The organism is Variovorax sp. P1_H2, from assembly GCF_056405295.1.
The window spans coordinates 12,487-27,002 of record NZ_JBFUCJ010000064.1; the positions used below are offsets into that span (position 1 = coordinate 12,487).

Here is a 14,516-nt window from a genome sequence, read left to right on the forward strand (position 1 = left end):
CCGCCAACCCGTCCTTCGAGGATTCGAACAATGAATGACCTGAACAAGCGTTCCCTGCTCAAGCTGGCTGCCCTGACCGCGGTCGCTTCGGCCGCCCTCATCGGCTGCGGCAAGAAGGAAGAAGCCGCTGCACCGGCCGCCGCGCCCGCGGCCCCGAGCGCCGCTGCACCCGCACCCGCGGCACCGCTGAACATCGCCTTCGCCTATGTCGGCCCGGTCGGCGACGGCGGCTGGACCTTCGCGCACGACAACGCCCGCAAGGCGATCGAGAAGGAATTCGGCAACAAGATCAAGACCACCTTTGTCGAGAGCGTGCCCGAGAGCGCCGACGCCGAGCGCGTGTTCCGCGACATGGTGAGCCAGGGCAACAAGCTGATCTTCGGCACCACCTTCGGCTACATGGAGCCGATGCTCAAGGTCGCGGCCGACAACAAGGACGTCAAGTTCGAGCATGCCACCGGCTACAAGACGGCCGAGAACATGCGCACCTACGACAGCCGCACCTACGAAGGCGCCTACATGGCCGGCGTCATCGCGGGCTCGATGACCAAGAGCAACACGCTGGGCGTGGTCGGCTCGGTGCCGATCCCCGAAGTGCTGCGCAACATCAACAGCTTCACGCTGGGTGCGCAGTCGGTCAACCCGAAGATCTCGACCAAGGTGGTGTGGGTCAACGAATGGTTCAGCCCGCCGAAGGAAACCGAGGCCGCCACCGCGCTGATCAACGGCGGCGCCGACGTTCTGTTCCAGAACACCGACTCGCCGGCSGTGCTGMAGACCGCCSARRAAAWGGGCAARCGCGCYTTCGGCTGGGATTCRGACATGACCGCCTACGGCCCGAAGGCCCACCTGGCCTCGGCCATCATCAACTGGACGCCGTACTACACCAAGGCCACCCAGGACATGCTGGACGGCAAGTGGACCACCGGCCAGACCTGGTGGGGCGTGAAGGAAGGCGCCATCGACCTGGTGTCGATCGCCGAGGACGTGCCGGCCGAGGCCAAGGCCAAGATCGATGAAGTCAAGAAGGGCCTGAAGGACGGCAGCTTCTCGATCTGGAAGGGCCCGATCGTCGACCAGGACGGCAAGGAATTGGTGGCCGCCGGCGCGGTGGCCGACGACAAGTTCCTGAGCGGCGTCAACTTCTACGTCAAGGGCGTTGAAGGCAAGGTGCCGGGCGGCGACAAGAAGTAAGGCGACGAACCGGGTTTCCGGTGCGAAGGGTTGTCCTCGGGCAACCCTTTTTCATTTCGGCTCTGACGATGATGATCGAAAGACAACTCTGGCATCCGGTGGCGCTGGCCGCTGACCTTGCAGCCGCGCCGCTGGCGGTGCGCCTGCTCGGCGAGAACCTGGTGCTGTGGCGCGACGATGCCGCCGCAGTCCATGCCTGGGCCGACCGTTGTCCGCATCGCGGCGCGCAGCTCTCGCTCGGACGCCTGGTCCGCTGCGATGGCCGAACGGCGCTGGCATGCCCCTACCACGGCTGGCGCTTCGAGGCCGGCGGCCGCTGCACCCAGGTGCCGGCGCTGCCTGGGTTCGTGCCGCCGGCCACGCATCGGGCCGCGGTGCATGCCGCCGTCGAGGCCCAGGGGCTGGTGTGGGTCCGGCTCGACGGGGAGGGCGATGCGCCCTTGCCCGCCTTCGCGGCCGAGGATGACCCGCGCATGCGCAAGATCAGCTGCGGCCCCTACGACGTCGAGACCAGCGCCCCCCGCCTGGTCGAGAACTTCCTCGACATGGCGCATTTCGGCTTCGTGCACGAGGGCTGGCTGGGCGCGCGCGACATGGCCGCGATCGACGACTACCGCGTCGAGGCCACGCCCGACGGCCTGCGCGCAACCGGCTGCAAGGCATGGCAGCCGCAGTCGACGGTCAACTCGACTGCGCCGGCGCAGGTCGAATACAGCTACGAGGTCACGGCGCCCTATGCGGCGGTGCTCACCAAGGTGCCCGAAGCCGCGAGCGTCGGCATCGACGGCTACCGGGAGTCGATCGCGCTCCACATCTGCCCGATCGACGCCGAGCGCTGCCGCGTCTGGTTCCGCTTCGCCACCTCCGACTTCGAGCGCGACGAGGCGTCGGTGCGCGCCTTCCAGGACACCATCTTCCTGCAGGACAAGCCGGTGCTCGAATCGCAAAGCCCCAAGCGGCTGCCGCTCGATCTCCGGGCCGAGCTTCATACCGTGGCCGACAAGGCCTCGTCCCTCTACCGCCGCCACCTCAAAATGAGCGGCATCACCTTCGGAGTCTGCTGATGACCATTCCCCCACGCACCGTCCGCGACGTCCCCGCCGACCGCCTGCCCGCGCTGCTGCGCGCCATGCCCAAGGCCGAACTGCACATCCACATCGAAGGGTCGCTCGAGCCCGAGCTGATCTTCGCGCTGGCGCAGCGCAACGGCGTCGCCATTCCCTATGCCAGCGTGGAAGAACTGCGTGCCGCCTACGCCTTCACCAACCTGCAGAGCTTTCTCGACATCTACTACGCCGGCGCCAGCGTGTTGCTGAAGGAGCAGGACTTCTACGACATGGCCTGGGCCTACCTGGAACGCGCGGCGGCCGACAACGTCGTGCGCACCGAGATGTTCTTCGACCCGCAGACGCACACCGAGCGCGGCGTCGCGATGCAGACGGTGATCGACGGCCTGCATCGCGCCTGCGTCGACGCCAAGGCGAAGCTGGGCGTCGACGCAGCCCTGATCCTGTGCTTCCTGCGCCACCTGAGCGAGGAGGCCGCCTTCGCCACGCTCGAACAGGCTTTGCCCTTCCGGGACCGCTTCATCGGCGTCGGCCTGGATTCGAGCGAACTCGGCCATCCGCCCGAGAAGTTCGCGCGCGTGTTCGCGCGCTGCCGCGAACTGGGCTTCCATCGGGTTGCACATGCGGGCGAGGAAGGTCCGCCGGCCTATGTCTGGAGCGCGCTCGACGTGCTCAAGGTCGAGCGCGTCGACCACGGCGTGCAAAGCACCAAGGATGCCGCGCTGATGAAGCGGCTGGCGCAGGACCGCATTCCGCTGACCGTGTGTCCGCTGTCGAACCTCAAGCTCTGCGTGTTCCCCGACCTGCGCCAGCACAACCTGCGCGAACTGCTCGATGCCGGCCTGGTCGCCACCGTCAATTCGGACGACCCGGCGTATTTCGGCGGCTACATGAACCAGAACTTCGTCGAGACCTTCGCCGCCACCGGCCTCACGGCCCAGCATGCGTGGCAGCTCGCGGCGAACAGCTTCGAGGGCAGTTTCGTCGACGCGGCGGCCAAGCGAGCCTATGTCGACCGGCTCAATGCCGTGTTCGACACTTTTGCCTGAATCGGATCTTTCCGGGACGCACGCGCGAGCAGCGGCAGGGCCCCGATCGCGCAGGCGGCGGCCGCGAACCACACCAGCGGCCAGCCCTGCCACGCCAGAAGACGCGGAATCGACAGGGGCGTGAGAAAGCAGACCGCGAACACGCTGGTGTTCGCCATCCCCAGCGCGGTGCCGGCGCGGGCCGGGCCCGACAGCGTGGCGAGTTCGGTGTAGCCCACGCCATGCCACGCCGAGACGCAGATGCCGCTGGCGACCAGCAGCAGGATCAGCACGGCCTGCAGCGCAGGTGAGGGGTCCGCCGAGCCACCGGCTGCCAGTGCGGCAATGCCGAGCCCGGTGAAGAGCGCCGCGCTCAAGGCGCCGCAGGCGCGCAGATAGGCGGGCCGGTTCTGGCGCCGATCGGTCCAGTGGCCGCTCCACACGCGCATCGCCATGGCGCCGATTTGCACCGCCACCATCGCGGCGCTGATGGCCGCGAAACCGGCGCGGCCGAGGTCGTGCAGGAAGACGGTGCCGAAAGACAGCACCGCGAACTGCGGCGCGCACAGGATGCCGATGCCCGCGACGATGCGCCAGACCCGTGCGTCGCGCAGCGGGCCCGTGCGCGGTGCGTCGGGAGCGCCGGCGGGCTGGAGTGTCCGCGGCGCAGCGGGCGGCTCATTGGGCAACCTTCGCGCAGAAGCGCTTCGGTATTCGCCTTGGGAGCGGCCCGGCGGCTCATGGACCCAGTGCCGGACCAGCCATGCGCTGAGTGCGCACAGGCAGGCCAGCAAGCCATAGAGCAGGGCGAAGCCCGCATGCACCGCGAGCACCGGCAGCAGCAGCGCGCCGATGCCGCCGCCGAGCGGCACGGCGGTCTGCCGGATGCTCATCGCGAGTCCGCGCTCGCCCTCGGCGAACCAGCCCATCACGGCGCGGCCGCTCGCGCCGTTGACGCTGCCGCCCAGCAGTCCGACCAGCAGCAAGCCGGTGCCGAGCCAGGCCAGGCCGGGGATGCGGCCGGGCGTCGGCGCCGCGAACAGCGCCATCGCCATCAGCGCCAGCGCGGTGCTGCCGAGGCCGACCAGCAGCACCGGCCGGTCGCCCCAGCGGTCGGTCAGCAGGCCCCAGGGCAGTTCGCTGATCGCGATGCCCAGCCCCATCAGCCCGAGCACCAGGCCCAGGGTGGCGTTGTCGAGCTGATAGCCCGACCGCATGACCACGGCGGTCATCGGAATGCCGCTGAAGGCGACGGAAAAAGCGGCATTGGCCGCAACGCCGGCCGCGAGGACTTTCCAGCGGTGGCGGAGAACTTGGGTGGAGGACTGTGGCATCGTGCGGCGCAGTATTGGCCGCTGGAATGATTTTGAAAATCAGAAAATAATCAATACATAGTCCCAAAAAACAGGATGGTTTCATGGCCCAGGTGACCTTCGATCTCGACGTGCTGCGCAGTTTCTCGACCGGCATCGAACTGGGCAGCTACGCCCGCGCCGCCGACCGTCTGGGGCGCTCGACCTCGGCCGTCAGTGCGCAGCTGAAGAAGCTCGAAGCGCAGGCCGGAACGGCCCTGTTCCGCAAGGCCGGCCGCGGCCTGCAGTTGACCGACGCCGGCGAGACCATGCTGGCCTATGCGCGCCGCCTGCTGGCGATCAACGAGGAAGCCGCTGCCGCGATGCGCGGCGCCGACCTGCAAGGGTGGGTGCGTCTCGGCATGCAGGAGAACCTCGGCGAATCCGTGCTGCCCGCCGTCCTCGGCCGCTTTTCGCGAGCCCATCCGAAGGTGCGCATCGAGGCCTGCATGGCACGCAGCGCCGAATTACGGGAGCGTCTGAACCTGGGCCAGCTCGACCTGGCGCTGATCTGGGAGATCAAGGGTGCCGCCGGCAGCACGGCGCTCCCRCACGGCGAGCGGCTGGTCCGCCTGCCGCTGCAGTGGGTGGGGCCCGCCCAAGCGGATGCGCTCGACGCGCCATGGTGGACGGAACGCCGCCAGCCCGGTTCGCGCCTGTCGGGTGAGCCTTTGCCCCTGGTCCTGCTCGATGCGTCCTGCCCGTTGCGAGAGACAGTGACGACCACGCTCGACCGCGCGGGCATTCCGTGGCGGCACGCATTCACGAGCTCCAGCCTGTCGGCGCTGTGGGCTGCGACGTCGGCGGGTCTCGGGCTGTCGGCGCTCACGGCCTTCGGCCTGCCGCCGCATGTGCGCTCGTTCGACGGCAGCGTCATCGGGCTGCCGACGCTGCCGCCGATGACGCTGGGCATGTACCGCGCGCAGGCCGAGCCGGAGCGGCCCGTCGCGCGGCTGGCCGGACTGCTGCGCGATGCGGTGCATGAAGGCGTGGCGATGCAGCCCCGGTAAAATCACGCATCGGCGCTGCTGCCCCGCAGCGCCGTTTTTTCGTTCCGGGGCCATGTAGAGGACTACCATGTACAAAAACCTCGCAGCCGCACTTGCGGCCGCTTGTTTCTTTCTCCCAGCTTTTTCCCAACCCGCGCCGAAGGCCGATCCGCTGAAGATCGGCTTCGTCTACGTCGCGCCCGTCACCGATGCCGGCTGGGTGCGCCAGCATGAAAACGGACGCAAGACCGTCGAGGCCGTGCTGGGCAGCAAGGTCAAGACCACCTACGTCGAGAACGTGGCCGAAGGCGCCGATGCCGAGCGCGTGATCCGCGACCTCGCGCAGCAGGGCAACAAGCTGATCTTCACGTCGAGCTTCGGCTACATGGAGCCGACGCTGAAGGTCGCGCGCGATTTTCCCGACGTGAAGTTCGAATCGATCACCGGCTACAAGACCACGCCCAACGTCGCCACCGCCAACGCGCGCTACTACGAAGGCCGCTACCTCGCCGGCATCGCGGCCGGCCGGATGACGAAGACCAACGTCGCCGGCTACGTGGCGGGCTTTCCGATTCCCGAGGTGCTGCAGGGTATCAACGCCTTCACGCTGGGCATGCGTTCRGTCAACCCGAAGGCGCGGGTCTTGGTGGTGTGGCTCGATGTCTGGTTCGACCCGCCGAAGGAGCGCGAGGCGGCGATGGCCCTGTTCAACCAGGACGTCGACGTGATCGCCTTCCACACCGGCTCGACCGCCGTGATGGCTGCCGCGCAGGAGCGCGGCAAGCTGGCGATCGCCTATCACTCCGACATGCGCAAGGTCGCGCCCGACGCCCAGGTCGTCGCGGTCACCCACCAGTGGGGCGACTACTACACCCAGCGCGCCCGCGCCGTGCTCGACGGCAGCTGGAAGAGCGGCAATGTCTGGGGCGGCGTCAAGGAAGGCATGGTCCGCGTCGGCGATTTCGGCTCGAAGGTGCCCAAGGCCGTGCAGGACGAGGTGATGGCCCGCCAGCAGGACATCGCCGCCGGCAAGCTGAAGCCGTTCCAGGCCGTTGCCGCCGATGTGCGCGACAACGAGGGCCGCGTCGTCATCGCCAGGGGGCAGGGCCTGAGCGACGAGCAGATCCTCAAGATGAACTGGCTGGTCGAGGGCGTGCGGAAGTAGCTCGGCCCCAGCTTGCCCCGCACTTCGTGTCGGGGCGCCCACCCCCGGTGAGGGGGGGACGGACCGACAAGACTCACTGCACGAAGCCGCTCTCGCGGTGGAAGTAGGCCGCCTCGGGGTCAAGGTTCTTCACCTTGGCCGCGGGCTGCCCCGCGTACACCGCGTGCTCCTCGGTATGGGCCTTGTTGAGGACCGAACCCGCGCCGAGCACCGAGCGGTCCGGCAGGGCCGCGCCGCCCAGCACCGTGACGCGCGTGCCCACGAGGCAGTAGGCGCCGATGCGGATCGGCTTGCAGTCCTGCTGGTTTTCGAGCACGTTGATCCCGTGGGTGATCAACTGCGAGTGATAGCCCGCGATGGTGGTGAAGGCGCCGATCTCGACCTTGTCGGTACAGTCGATGATGTGCGACTTGGTGATCGAGGCGTGCTCGCCGAGCAGCAGTGCCGGGTCGCGCCCGGTCCGATGCCCGAAGTGCCCGCCCCCCAGGCCGTGGCCGGTGATCCAGTTGGACCGCTCGATGATCGAATGCGCGCCGCATTCCATCCGTTCCAGGTGGATGGCGACGTTCAGGTGGCCGATGTAGGCGCCTTCCCCCATCACCAGGTGGCCCGGAAAGATGTAGGACAGACCGATACGGGCGTGGTCTGCGATCTGGTAGCCCCAGAAGCGGCGCAGCACCCAGCGCTTCAGCGCCCAGGGGAGGAACACGACCGCGAGCGCCGCCAGCCGCTTCATGGTGTCGCCTTCCGCTTCTCGAGCGCCAGCCGGTAGGCCGCCACGTTCGCCGCCGCCATCTGGCCCGGCGTGTAGAGCGCGGCGTTGGCGATCCCCTTGCGACGGAGTTCGTCCAGGTGCGGCGCCGCCCGCTCGATGGCCTCGGCCATCGCCACGGGATCCTTGGGGTCGACATAGACCGCGCCATCGCCGCCGATCTCGTTCATCGGCGCCAGGTCGGAGGCGAAGACCGGGCAGCCGCAGGCCTGCGCCTCGATCACCGGCCAGCCGAAGCCTTCCTGCAGCGAAGGGAAGAGCAGGGCCGTCGCGCCGGCGTAGGCCGCACGGATCTCGGCGTGCGAGAGCCCCTGCAGCGTCGTGACGCGGTCCGCGAGGCCGTGGCTCTGCGCCAGTTGCTCCAGTTCCGGACCGAGCCCGGGGCCGATGAACACCAGCCGGTCGACCAGGGCCGGCCGGGAGGCCGCGGCGGCCCGTTCGCGCAGCGCGATGAAGGTCTCGAGCACCCGTCGCCGGTTCTTGCGCGGCAACTCGAGGCCGACATGCAGCAGGTAGGGTTCTTGCGCGGAGAGCCGGAGTTTCGCCAGCAGGGCCTGCGCCTCCTCGGGCGACAGGGGCGCGAAGTCGTCGTTCAGCCCGTGGCGCGCGATCGTCACCTTCGAGGTCTCGGCGACGTCCAGGGCCTGCAGCTCGCGCCGGGTCAGGTCGGAGGCACAGGCGATCACGTCGGCGCGCGCCAGCCCGCGCACGATGAGGCGCTGGAACAGGCGGCCGCTCCAGCCGACCTTCCAGCCATCGACCATCCCCAGGGCCGCCTGCACCGCGATCACGTCGTGGCAGGCGATGACATTGGGCCTGCCGCCGACCCACGGGATGTACATCGCGTTGGAATGGTCGGTGACATGCACCACGTCGGCCCAGCGCGCGTGGCGTATCAGCGAAGGGATGAAGAGGACGAACTTGTCCACGTAGCCGAACCACTTGCGCCAGCGCCAGGAGCTTGCGAAGCGCTGCATGCGCGCAGGCGGAGCGATCACGCGGACCTCGCAGCCGAGGCGCGGCAGTTCGCGCTCGAGCACCCGCCGGAAGGCGAGCATGCTGGTCTGGGCGTCGGGCTCGTAGTTCGCGACGAGAAGCACTTTCATCGGCGGCTGGCGTAGCTGGGGTCGCGAGAGGTCATCGTGCAACGGAAGTGGGGGGGTGCGCCGGATTATGTTCGAGCGGCGGCTCTGCCGACACAGGAACGCGAGCGGCGGTCGGCTCGTTCGTGACATATAGCCCTCATATGCGCAAGCACATTGCATACCGGCGCGGCTGGCTTAATCTCCGGGCCATGTACGCCTACCGAGCCTCTCTTCTGCGATTCGACGCCGCCGGCCAGCCGGTTTTCGACACCGATGGCCTGCTGGTGGTGGGCCCCGATGCCCAGGGGCGGCAGCGGGTGCAGGATGCGGGCGCTTTCGACGAGGTCGCGGCCCGGCATCCCGGCACGGCGGTCACGCACTGGCCGGGCCGGATCCTGGCGCCCGGCTTCGTCGACATGCACATCCACTTTCCGCAGACCGACATCATCGGCTCGCCGTCCGACGGATTGCTGCCCTGGCTCGAGAACTACACCTTTCCGGCCGAGAGCCGCTTCTGCGACCCGGCCCATTCGGCCGAGGTGGCGCAGGTGTTCCTCGACGAGCTGCTGCGCAACGGTGTCACCACCTCCCTGACCTTCGCCACCTCCCATCCGCAGTCGGTGCAGGCCTTCTTCGAGGCGGCGCAACGGCGGCAGCTGCGCATGATCACGGGGAAGGTCTTGCAGGATCGGCATTCGCCCGAGGGTGTACGCGATGAAACTGAGCAAAGCCTGATCGATACCGAGGCGCTGATCCGGCAATGGCACAACCGGGATCGCCTGGGCTATGCCATCACCCCGCGATTCGCCCCCACCAGCACCGATGCGCAGCTGCGCGGCGCGGGCGAGCTGGCGGCGCAGTACCCTGATACCTGGATCCACTCGCACGTCGCCGAGAACAAGGACGAGGTCAAGTGGGCGCGCGAGCTGTTCCCGCAGGCTCGTTCCTACCTCGACGTCTATGCCGGCTTCGGCCTGATGCGCGAGCGGGCCGTCTATGCCCACTGCATCCATTTCGACGACGACGACCGGCGCCTGATGCGCGACACCGGCACCGCTTCGGCCGTCAGCCCCACCAGCAACCTGTTCCTCGGCAGCGGCTTCTTCGATTTCGAGGGCGCCGACCGCATCGGCTACCGCTACGGGCTGGCCAGCGACGTCGGCGGCGGCACCAGCTTCAGTCCCTTCGCGACCATGATGGCGGCCTATTACGTCGGCCGCGAGGGCCAGACCAAGCCCGGCGTCAGCATTCCGCCATCGCAGCTGTGGTGGCGCCACACGGGCGGCGCAGCAAGGGCGCTCGGGCTCGACGGTGTCATCGGCAACCTGCAGCCGGGCTGCGAGGCCGACTTCCTGGTGATCGACCCGAAGGCCACGCCCCTGCTGGCGCGCAGGACCGCGCTGGCGAACAACCTCGAGGAACTGCTGTTCTCGCTGATCGTGCTGGGCGACGACCGCTTGATCGAGCGCACCGTGATCTCGCAGGCGGGGGATTAGGCCCCCACGCTCCTCACTTCGTGTGTCGCTGCCCCCCGGGGGGGCGCAGGCCGCCTTGGGGCGGCCCGGCGCCGGCCTGGGCCCCCACGCTCCCTCACTTCGTGTGTCGCTGCCCCCCGAGGGGGCCGCAGGCCGCCTTGGGGCGGCCCGGCGCCGGCCCGAGCCCCCACGCTCCCTCACTTCGTGTGTCGCTGCCCCCCGAGGGGGCCGCAGGCCGCCTTGGGGCGGCCCGGCGGCGGCCTGGCCCCCACGCTCCCTCACTTCGTGTGTCGCTGCCCCCCGGGGGGGCCGCAGGCCGCCTTGGGGCGGCCCGGCGCCGGCCTGGGCGTCTCTTCGCCTCCTTAGAATAGCGGCCCCGAGGAAGGACCCCGACATGAGCATCAAGAGCGACAAGTGGATCCGGCGCATGGCCGAGAAGAACGGCATGATCGAGCCCTTCGAGCCGGGCCAGATCCGCGAGCAGGACGGCCACAAGATCATCAGCTACGGCACCTCGAGCTACGGCTACGACATCCGCTGCGCGCCCGAGTTCAAGGTCTTCACCAACATCCACAGCACCGTGGTCGACCCGAAGAATTTCGACGAGAAGAGCTTCGTCGACTTCCACGGCGACAGCTGCATCATCCCGCCCAACAGCTTCGCGCTGGCGCGCACGGTCGAATATTTCCGCATCCCGCGCAACGTGCTGACCATCTGCCTGGGCAAGAGCACCTATGCGCGCTGCGGCATCATCGTCAACGTCACGCCCTTCGAGCCCGAATGGGAAGGCTACGTCACGCTCGAGTTCAGCAACACCACGCCGCTGCCGGCGAAGATCTACGCCGGCGAGGGCTGCGCCCAGGTGCTGTTCTTCGAAAGCGACGAAGTCTGCGAGGTGAGCTACAAGGACCGCGGCGGCAAGTACCAGGGGCAGCGCGGCGTCACCCTGCCGAAAGCCTGAGAGGGCGGCTTCTTCCATGGCGCCTTTCCGGTATGTCCTGAACGCCGGCGACGTGGCGTCGCGGTGAGCGCGTACCATTCCGCGACGGCCGTCCCGGGGACGGCGAGGAGCGTGTCATGAGATGGGAAGGCAACGAGCAGTCGGACAACATCGAGGATCGCCGCGACGGCGGTGGCGGCGGCTTCGGCGGCCTGCCCATCGGCGGACGCAGTGTGGGCATCGGCACCGTGGCGGTGGCGTTGATCGCGGGCTGGATCTTCGGCATCAACCCGCTGACGATGCTCGGGATGCTGGCCGGGGGCGGCGAGCCGGCACCGCAGGTGCAGCAGCAGGGGCCGGCGCACAAGCCGCCGCCCGGAGACCGCGAAGCGGCCTTCGTCTCGACCGTGCTGAAGAACACCGAGGTGGTCTGGAGCGACATCTTCCGCCGCAACGGCGGCAGCTACACGCCGTCGCGGCTGGTGCTGTTCCGTGGGGCGACGCCGACCGCCTGCGGCACCGGCCAGTCGGCCATGGGGCCCTTCTATTGCCCCGGCGACCAGAAGGTCTACATCGACCTGGGCTTCTTCGACACCCTGCAGAACCAGCTCGGCGCGCCCGGCGTGTTCGCCAAGGCCTACGTGATCGCGCACGAGATCGGCCACCACGTGCAGGACGAACTCGGCATCACCGGCAAGGTCGACCAGATGCGCGGACGGCTCAGCCAGGCGCAGAACAATGCCCTGAGCGTGCGCGTCGAGCTCCAGGCCGACTGCCTGGCGGGCGTCTGGGCCCACCACTCGCAGCAGTCCAAGCAGTGGCTCGACCCGGGCGACATCGAGGCCGCCATGAACGCCGCCCAGAGAATCGGCGACGACGCCCTCCAGCGCTCGGCCGGCCGCGCCATCGTGCCCGACAGCTTCACCCATGGCACCAGCGCCCAGCGCCAACGCTGGTTCGGCGCCGGCTACAAGTCCGGAAACATGCAGGATTGCGACACTTTCGCGTCCAAATCCCTTTAGCAAGGGGCTTTTCTGCAACCTGTTACGAAGCCTCCGGAGGCTTGTCAAGCTTGTTTTTTGCGGCAGTGCGACAATAGAAGGCTTCATGACAAGCTCCTTCTCCAATCTTTCCCTGGCTGAACCCCTCGCGCGCGCCGTAGCCGATATGGGCTACGAAACCATGACGCCGATCCAGGAACAGGCCATTCCGGTGGTTCTGTCGGGTCAGGACGTGATGGGTGCGGCGCAAACCGGCACCGGCAAGACGGCGGCTTTCACGCTGCCGCTGCTGCAGCGCATGCTCAAGCACGAGAACAGCTCGACCTCGCCGRCCCGCCATCCGGTGCGGGCGCTGGTGCTGCTGCCGACGCGGGAACTGGCCGACCAGGTGGCGCAGCAGGTCAAGCTCTATGCCAAGTACACCAGCCTGCGCAGCACCGTGGTGTTCGGCGGCATCGACATGAAGCCCCAGACCCTCGAACTCAAGAAGGGCGTCGAGGTGCTGGTCGCCACGCCCGGGCGGCTGCTCGACCATATCGAAGCCAAGAACGCGGTACTCAACCAGGTCGAGTACGTGGTGCTCGACGAGGCCGACCGCATGCTCGACATCGGCTTCCTGCCCGATCTGCAGCGGATCCTGTCGTACCTGCCCAAGCAGCGCACGACCCTGCTGTTCTCGGCCACCTTCTCGCCCGAAATCAAGCGCCTGGCCGGCAGCTACCTGCAGAACCCGGTCACGATCGAAGTGGCGCGGCCGAACGAGACCGCCTCCACCGTCGAGCAGCGCTTCTACAGCGTCAGCGACGACGACAAGCGCCGCGCCCTGAAGCAGATCATCCGCCAGCGCGGCCTGACGCAGGCCTTCGTCTTCGTCAACAGCAAGCTGGGCTGTGCGCGCCTGGCGCGTTCGCTCGAGCGCGAGGGCCTCAAGACCACCGCCCTGCATGGCGACAAGAGCCAGGACGAGCGCCTGAAGGCGCTGGCCGCCTTCAAGGCCGGCGAGGTCGACCTGCTGGTGGCGACCGACGTCGCCGCCCGCGGCCTGGACATCAAGGACGTGCCGGCGGTGTTCAACTTCGACATCCCGTTCAACGCCGAAGACTACGTGCACCGCATCGGTCGCACCGGCCGCGCCGGCGCCTCGGGCCTGGCGGTGAGCTTCGCCAGCGGCGGCAACGACGTCCGGCTGGTGGCCGACATCGAGAAGCTGATCAAGAAGAAGATCGAGCTCGAGCCGGTCGAGTTCGAGGAAGACCGTCCGCGCGGCCGCATCAACGACGGCCGCCGCCACTGGCGCGAAGAGGGCGAGGCTGGCGACGCGCGCGACGTGCTCGACACCCTGGACCGTCCGCGCGAGCGCGGCGACAGCCGGCCCGTGCGCAGCACGCGTCCGCACCGGGCACCCTCGGCGCCGCGCGATCCCTTCTTCGAGCAGCCCTACGAGGCGCCGGCCGAGCGCGAGSCCGCTCCGGCCTGGGAGGCCGCCGCCAAGGCCGCCCCCGCGCGCGGCATCTCGGCCAACATCAAGACCAAGCGCAAGGTGCCTGCGCTGTTCAAGGCTACTGAAACCAGTTGATCCGCTGAGCAGCCGGCTTCCGGGCTTGCGGGCAGCGGACCTGGATCAGTTCCCGATCCTGCAGCGTGGCGCCGATGCGCACCGCGCTGAGGCTGCGGCCCCAGACGCAGCCGGTGTCGGTCGACAGCAGGTCGGGCTGCGACAGCCAGCCCAGCGTCGACCAGTGGCCGAAGGCCACGGTCGCGGTCGCCGTCCGCCGGCCGGGCACCTCGAACCACGGCATGAAGCCCGCCGGTGCGGCCGCCGCGCCATCCTTGCTGTCGAACTCCATCTCGCCTTCGGGCGTGCAGAAGCGCATCCGCGTCAGCGCGTTGACGATCACGCGCAGCCGCGCACTGCCGGAGAGGGCATCGCTCCATTGCGCGGGCTCGTTGCCGTACATGGTCTGCAGGAAGTCGGCCAGCGACGGCCCTCGGAGCACCGATTCGAGTTCGGCCGCGACCGCCAGGGTGTCCTGGACGCTCCATTGCGGCAGCACGCCGGCATGCACCATCAGCAGATCGCCGTCGCCGACGCGCCGATGCAGCGCCAGCGGCCGGTGGCGCAGCCAGTCGAGCAGTGCGGCGCGGTCGGGGGCCTCGAGCACGCCTTGCAGCGTGTCCTTGCGGCTCGCCTTGCGCGCGCCATGGGCGACGCCCAGCAGGTGCAGGTCGTGGTTGCCGAGCAGGCTCTGCGCCGCTGCGCCGTAGCGCTGTATGCGCCGCAGCACGTCGACCGATGACGGCCCGCGATTGACCAGGTCGCCGAGCAGCACCAGCGTGTCGCGGCTGGGAGAAAAAGCGATGTCGTCCAGCAGGCGCCGCAGGGGATCGTCGCAGCCCTGCACGTCACCGATCAAGTAAAGTGCCATGGTCCCCATTCTCTCCCGCGTT

Annotated in this window: 13 protein-coding genes; 9 read left to right on the forward strand and 4 right to left on the reverse strand. The window is 68.6% G+C overall.

The genetic code is table 11. The features are described from left to right. Positions 1-30 precede the first annotated feature (30 nt). The 3 genes from AC1D2E_RS20810 (at position 31) to AC1D2E_RS20820 (ending at position 3,310) form a co-directional block, all read left to right on the forward strand. Positions 31-1,194 carry a BMP family ABC transporter substrate-binding protein gene (locus tag AC1D2E_RS20810; protein WP_478199153.1) on the forward strand — a complete coding sequence of 388 codons (1,164 nt, stop codon included), beginning with the start codon at positions 31-33 and terminating at the stop codon, positions 1,192-1,194. A gap of 71 nt (positions 1,195-1,265) precedes the next feature. Continuing rightward, entirely contained in the window at positions 1,266-2,258 is a 993-nt protein-coding gene (locus tag AC1D2E_RS20815; protein WP_478199176.1) for a Rieske 2Fe-2S domain-containing protein, read from the forward strand. After that, positions 2,258-3,310 carry an adenosine deaminase gene (locus tag AC1D2E_RS20820; protein WP_478199154.1) on the forward strand — a complete coding sequence of 351 codons (1,053 nt, stop codon included), beginning with the start codon at positions 2,258-2,260 and terminating at the stop codon, positions 3,308-3,310. Before AC1D2E_RS20815 ends, AC1D2E_RS20820 begins: the two co-directional genes overlap by 1 nt. Here the strand turns inward: AC1D2E_RS20820 and AC1D2E_RS20825 are convergent. Further along, positions 3,268-4,623, reverse strand: a complete 1,356-nt coding sequence (locus AC1D2E_RS20825; protein ID WP_478199155.1) for an MFS transporter — start codon at positions 4,621-4,623, stop codon at positions 3,268-3,270. The genes AC1D2E_RS20820 and AC1D2E_RS20825 overlap by 43 nt on opposite strands. 83 nt (positions 4,624-4,706) lie before the next feature. Here AC1D2E_RS20825 and AC1D2E_RS20830 point away from each other — a divergent pair, with 83 nt between their 5' ends. Next, positions 4,707-5,651 (forward strand): LysR substrate-binding domain-containing protein, encoded by a 945-nt coding sequence (locus tag AC1D2E_RS20830; RefSeq protein ID WP_478199156.1) that lies wholly within the window; start codon positions 4,707-4,709, stop codon positions 5,649-5,651. Positions 5,652-5,718: 67 nt separating this feature from the next. Beyond that, positions 5,719-6,795, forward strand: a complete 1,077-nt coding sequence (locus AC1D2E_RS20835) for a BMP family ABC transporter substrate-binding protein (protein ID WP_478199157.1) — start codon at positions 5,719-5,721, stop codon at positions 6,793-6,795. A gap of 73 nt (positions 6,796-6,868) precedes the next feature. On the opposite strand, the gene AC1D2E_RS20840 is transcribed toward AC1D2E_RS20835, so the two are convergent. Both AC1D2E_RS20840 and AC1D2E_RS20845 read right to left on the reverse strand, forming a co-directional pair. Beyond that, the gene (locus AC1D2E_RS20840; protein WP_478199158.1) at positions 6,869-7,531 is read right to left on the reverse strand and encodes an acyltransferase; all 663 of its coding nucleotides are present in this window, start codon (positions 7,529-7,531) and stop codon (positions 6,869-6,871) included. Beyond that, positions 7,528-8,673, reverse strand: coding sequence for a glycosyltransferase family 4 protein (locus AC1D2E_RS20845; RefSeq protein WP_478199159.1), 1,146 nt, complete (start codon positions 8,671-8,673; stop codon positions 7,528-7,530). The genes AC1D2E_RS20840 and AC1D2E_RS20845 overlap by 4 nt, the downstream gene beginning before the upstream one ends. Before the next feature lie 188 nt (positions 8,674-8,861). Between AC1D2E_RS20845 and guaD the strand changes: the two genes are divergently transcribed. The 4 genes from guaD to AC1D2E_RS20865 all read left to right on the forward strand — a co-directional run bounded on the left by guaD (position 8,862) and on the right by AC1D2E_RS20865 (position 13,644). Next, positions 8,862-10,148 carry a guanine deaminase gene (guaD, locus tag AC1D2E_RS20850; protein ID WP_478199160.1) on the forward strand — a complete coding sequence of 429 codons (1,287 nt, stop codon included), beginning with the start codon at positions 8,862-8,864 and terminating at the stop codon, positions 10,146-10,148. A 373-nt stretch (positions 10,149-10,521) separates the two neighbouring features. After that, entirely contained in the window at positions 10,522-11,088 is a 567-nt protein-coding gene (gene dcd / locus AC1D2E_RS20855) for a dCTP deaminase (protein ID WP_286371529.1), read from the forward strand. Positions 11,089-11,204: 116 nt separating this feature from the next. Continuing rightward, the gene (gene ypfJ / locus AC1D2E_RS20860; RefSeq protein ID WP_478199161.1) at positions 11,205-12,089 is read left to right on the forward strand and encodes a KPN_02809 family neutral zinc metallopeptidase; all 885 of its coding nucleotides are present in this window, start codon (positions 11,205-11,207) and stop codon (positions 12,087-12,089) included. Positions 12,090-12,174: 85 nt separating this feature from the next. Next, a complete protein-coding gene (locus AC1D2E_RS20865; RefSeq protein ID WP_478199162.1) occupies positions 12,175-13,644 on the forward strand; it encodes a DEAD/DEAH box helicase in 1,470 nt (489 codons plus the stop codon). Here AC1D2E_RS20865 and AC1D2E_RS20870 read toward each other — a convergent pair. Then, a complete protein-coding gene (locus AC1D2E_RS20870) occupies positions 13,628-14,494 on the reverse strand; it encodes a symmetrical bis(5'-nucleosyl)-tetraphosphatase (protein WP_478199163.1) in 867 nt (288 codons plus the stop codon). The genes AC1D2E_RS20865 and AC1D2E_RS20870 overlap by 17 nt on opposite strands. Between the last annotated feature and the right edge of the window lie 22 nt (positions 14,495-14,516).

Coding starts and splice junctions, on each gene's coding strand:
- AC1D2E_RS20815 (WP_478199176.1), top strand. CDS start 1,266: ATGATCGAAAGACAACTCTGGCATCCGGTGGCGCTGGCCGCTGACCTT.
- AC1D2E_RS20820 (WP_478199154.1), top strand. CDS start 2,258: ATGACCATTCCCCCACGCACCGTCCGCGACGTCCCCGCCGACCGCCTG.
- AC1D2E_RS20825 (WP_478199155.1), bottom strand. CDS start 4,623: ATGCCACAGTCCTCCACCCAAGTTCTCCGCCACCGCTGGAAAGTCCTC.
- AC1D2E_RS20840 (WP_478199158.1), bottom strand. CDS start 7,531: ATGAAGCGGCTGGCGGCGCTCGCGGTCGTGTTCCTCCCCTGGGCGCTG.
- AC1D2E_RS20845 (WP_478199159.1), bottom strand. CDS start 8,673: ATGAAAGTGCTTCTCGTCGCGAACTACGAGCCCGACGCCCAGACCAGC.
- guaD (WP_478199160.1), top strand. CDS start 8,862: ATGTACGCCTACCGAGCCTCTCTTCTGCGATTCGACGCCGCCGGCCAG.
- dcd (WP_286371529.1), top strand. CDS start 10,522: ATGAGCATCAAGAGCGACAAGTGGATCCGGCGCATGGCCGAGAAGAAC.
- ypfJ (WP_478199161.1), top strand. CDS start 11,205: ATGAGATGGGAAGGCAACGAGCAGTCGGACAACATCGAGGATCGCCGC.
- AC1D2E_RS20870 (WP_478199163.1), bottom strand. CDS start 14,494: ATGGCACTTTACTTGATCGGTGACGTGCAGGGCTGCGACGATCCCCTG.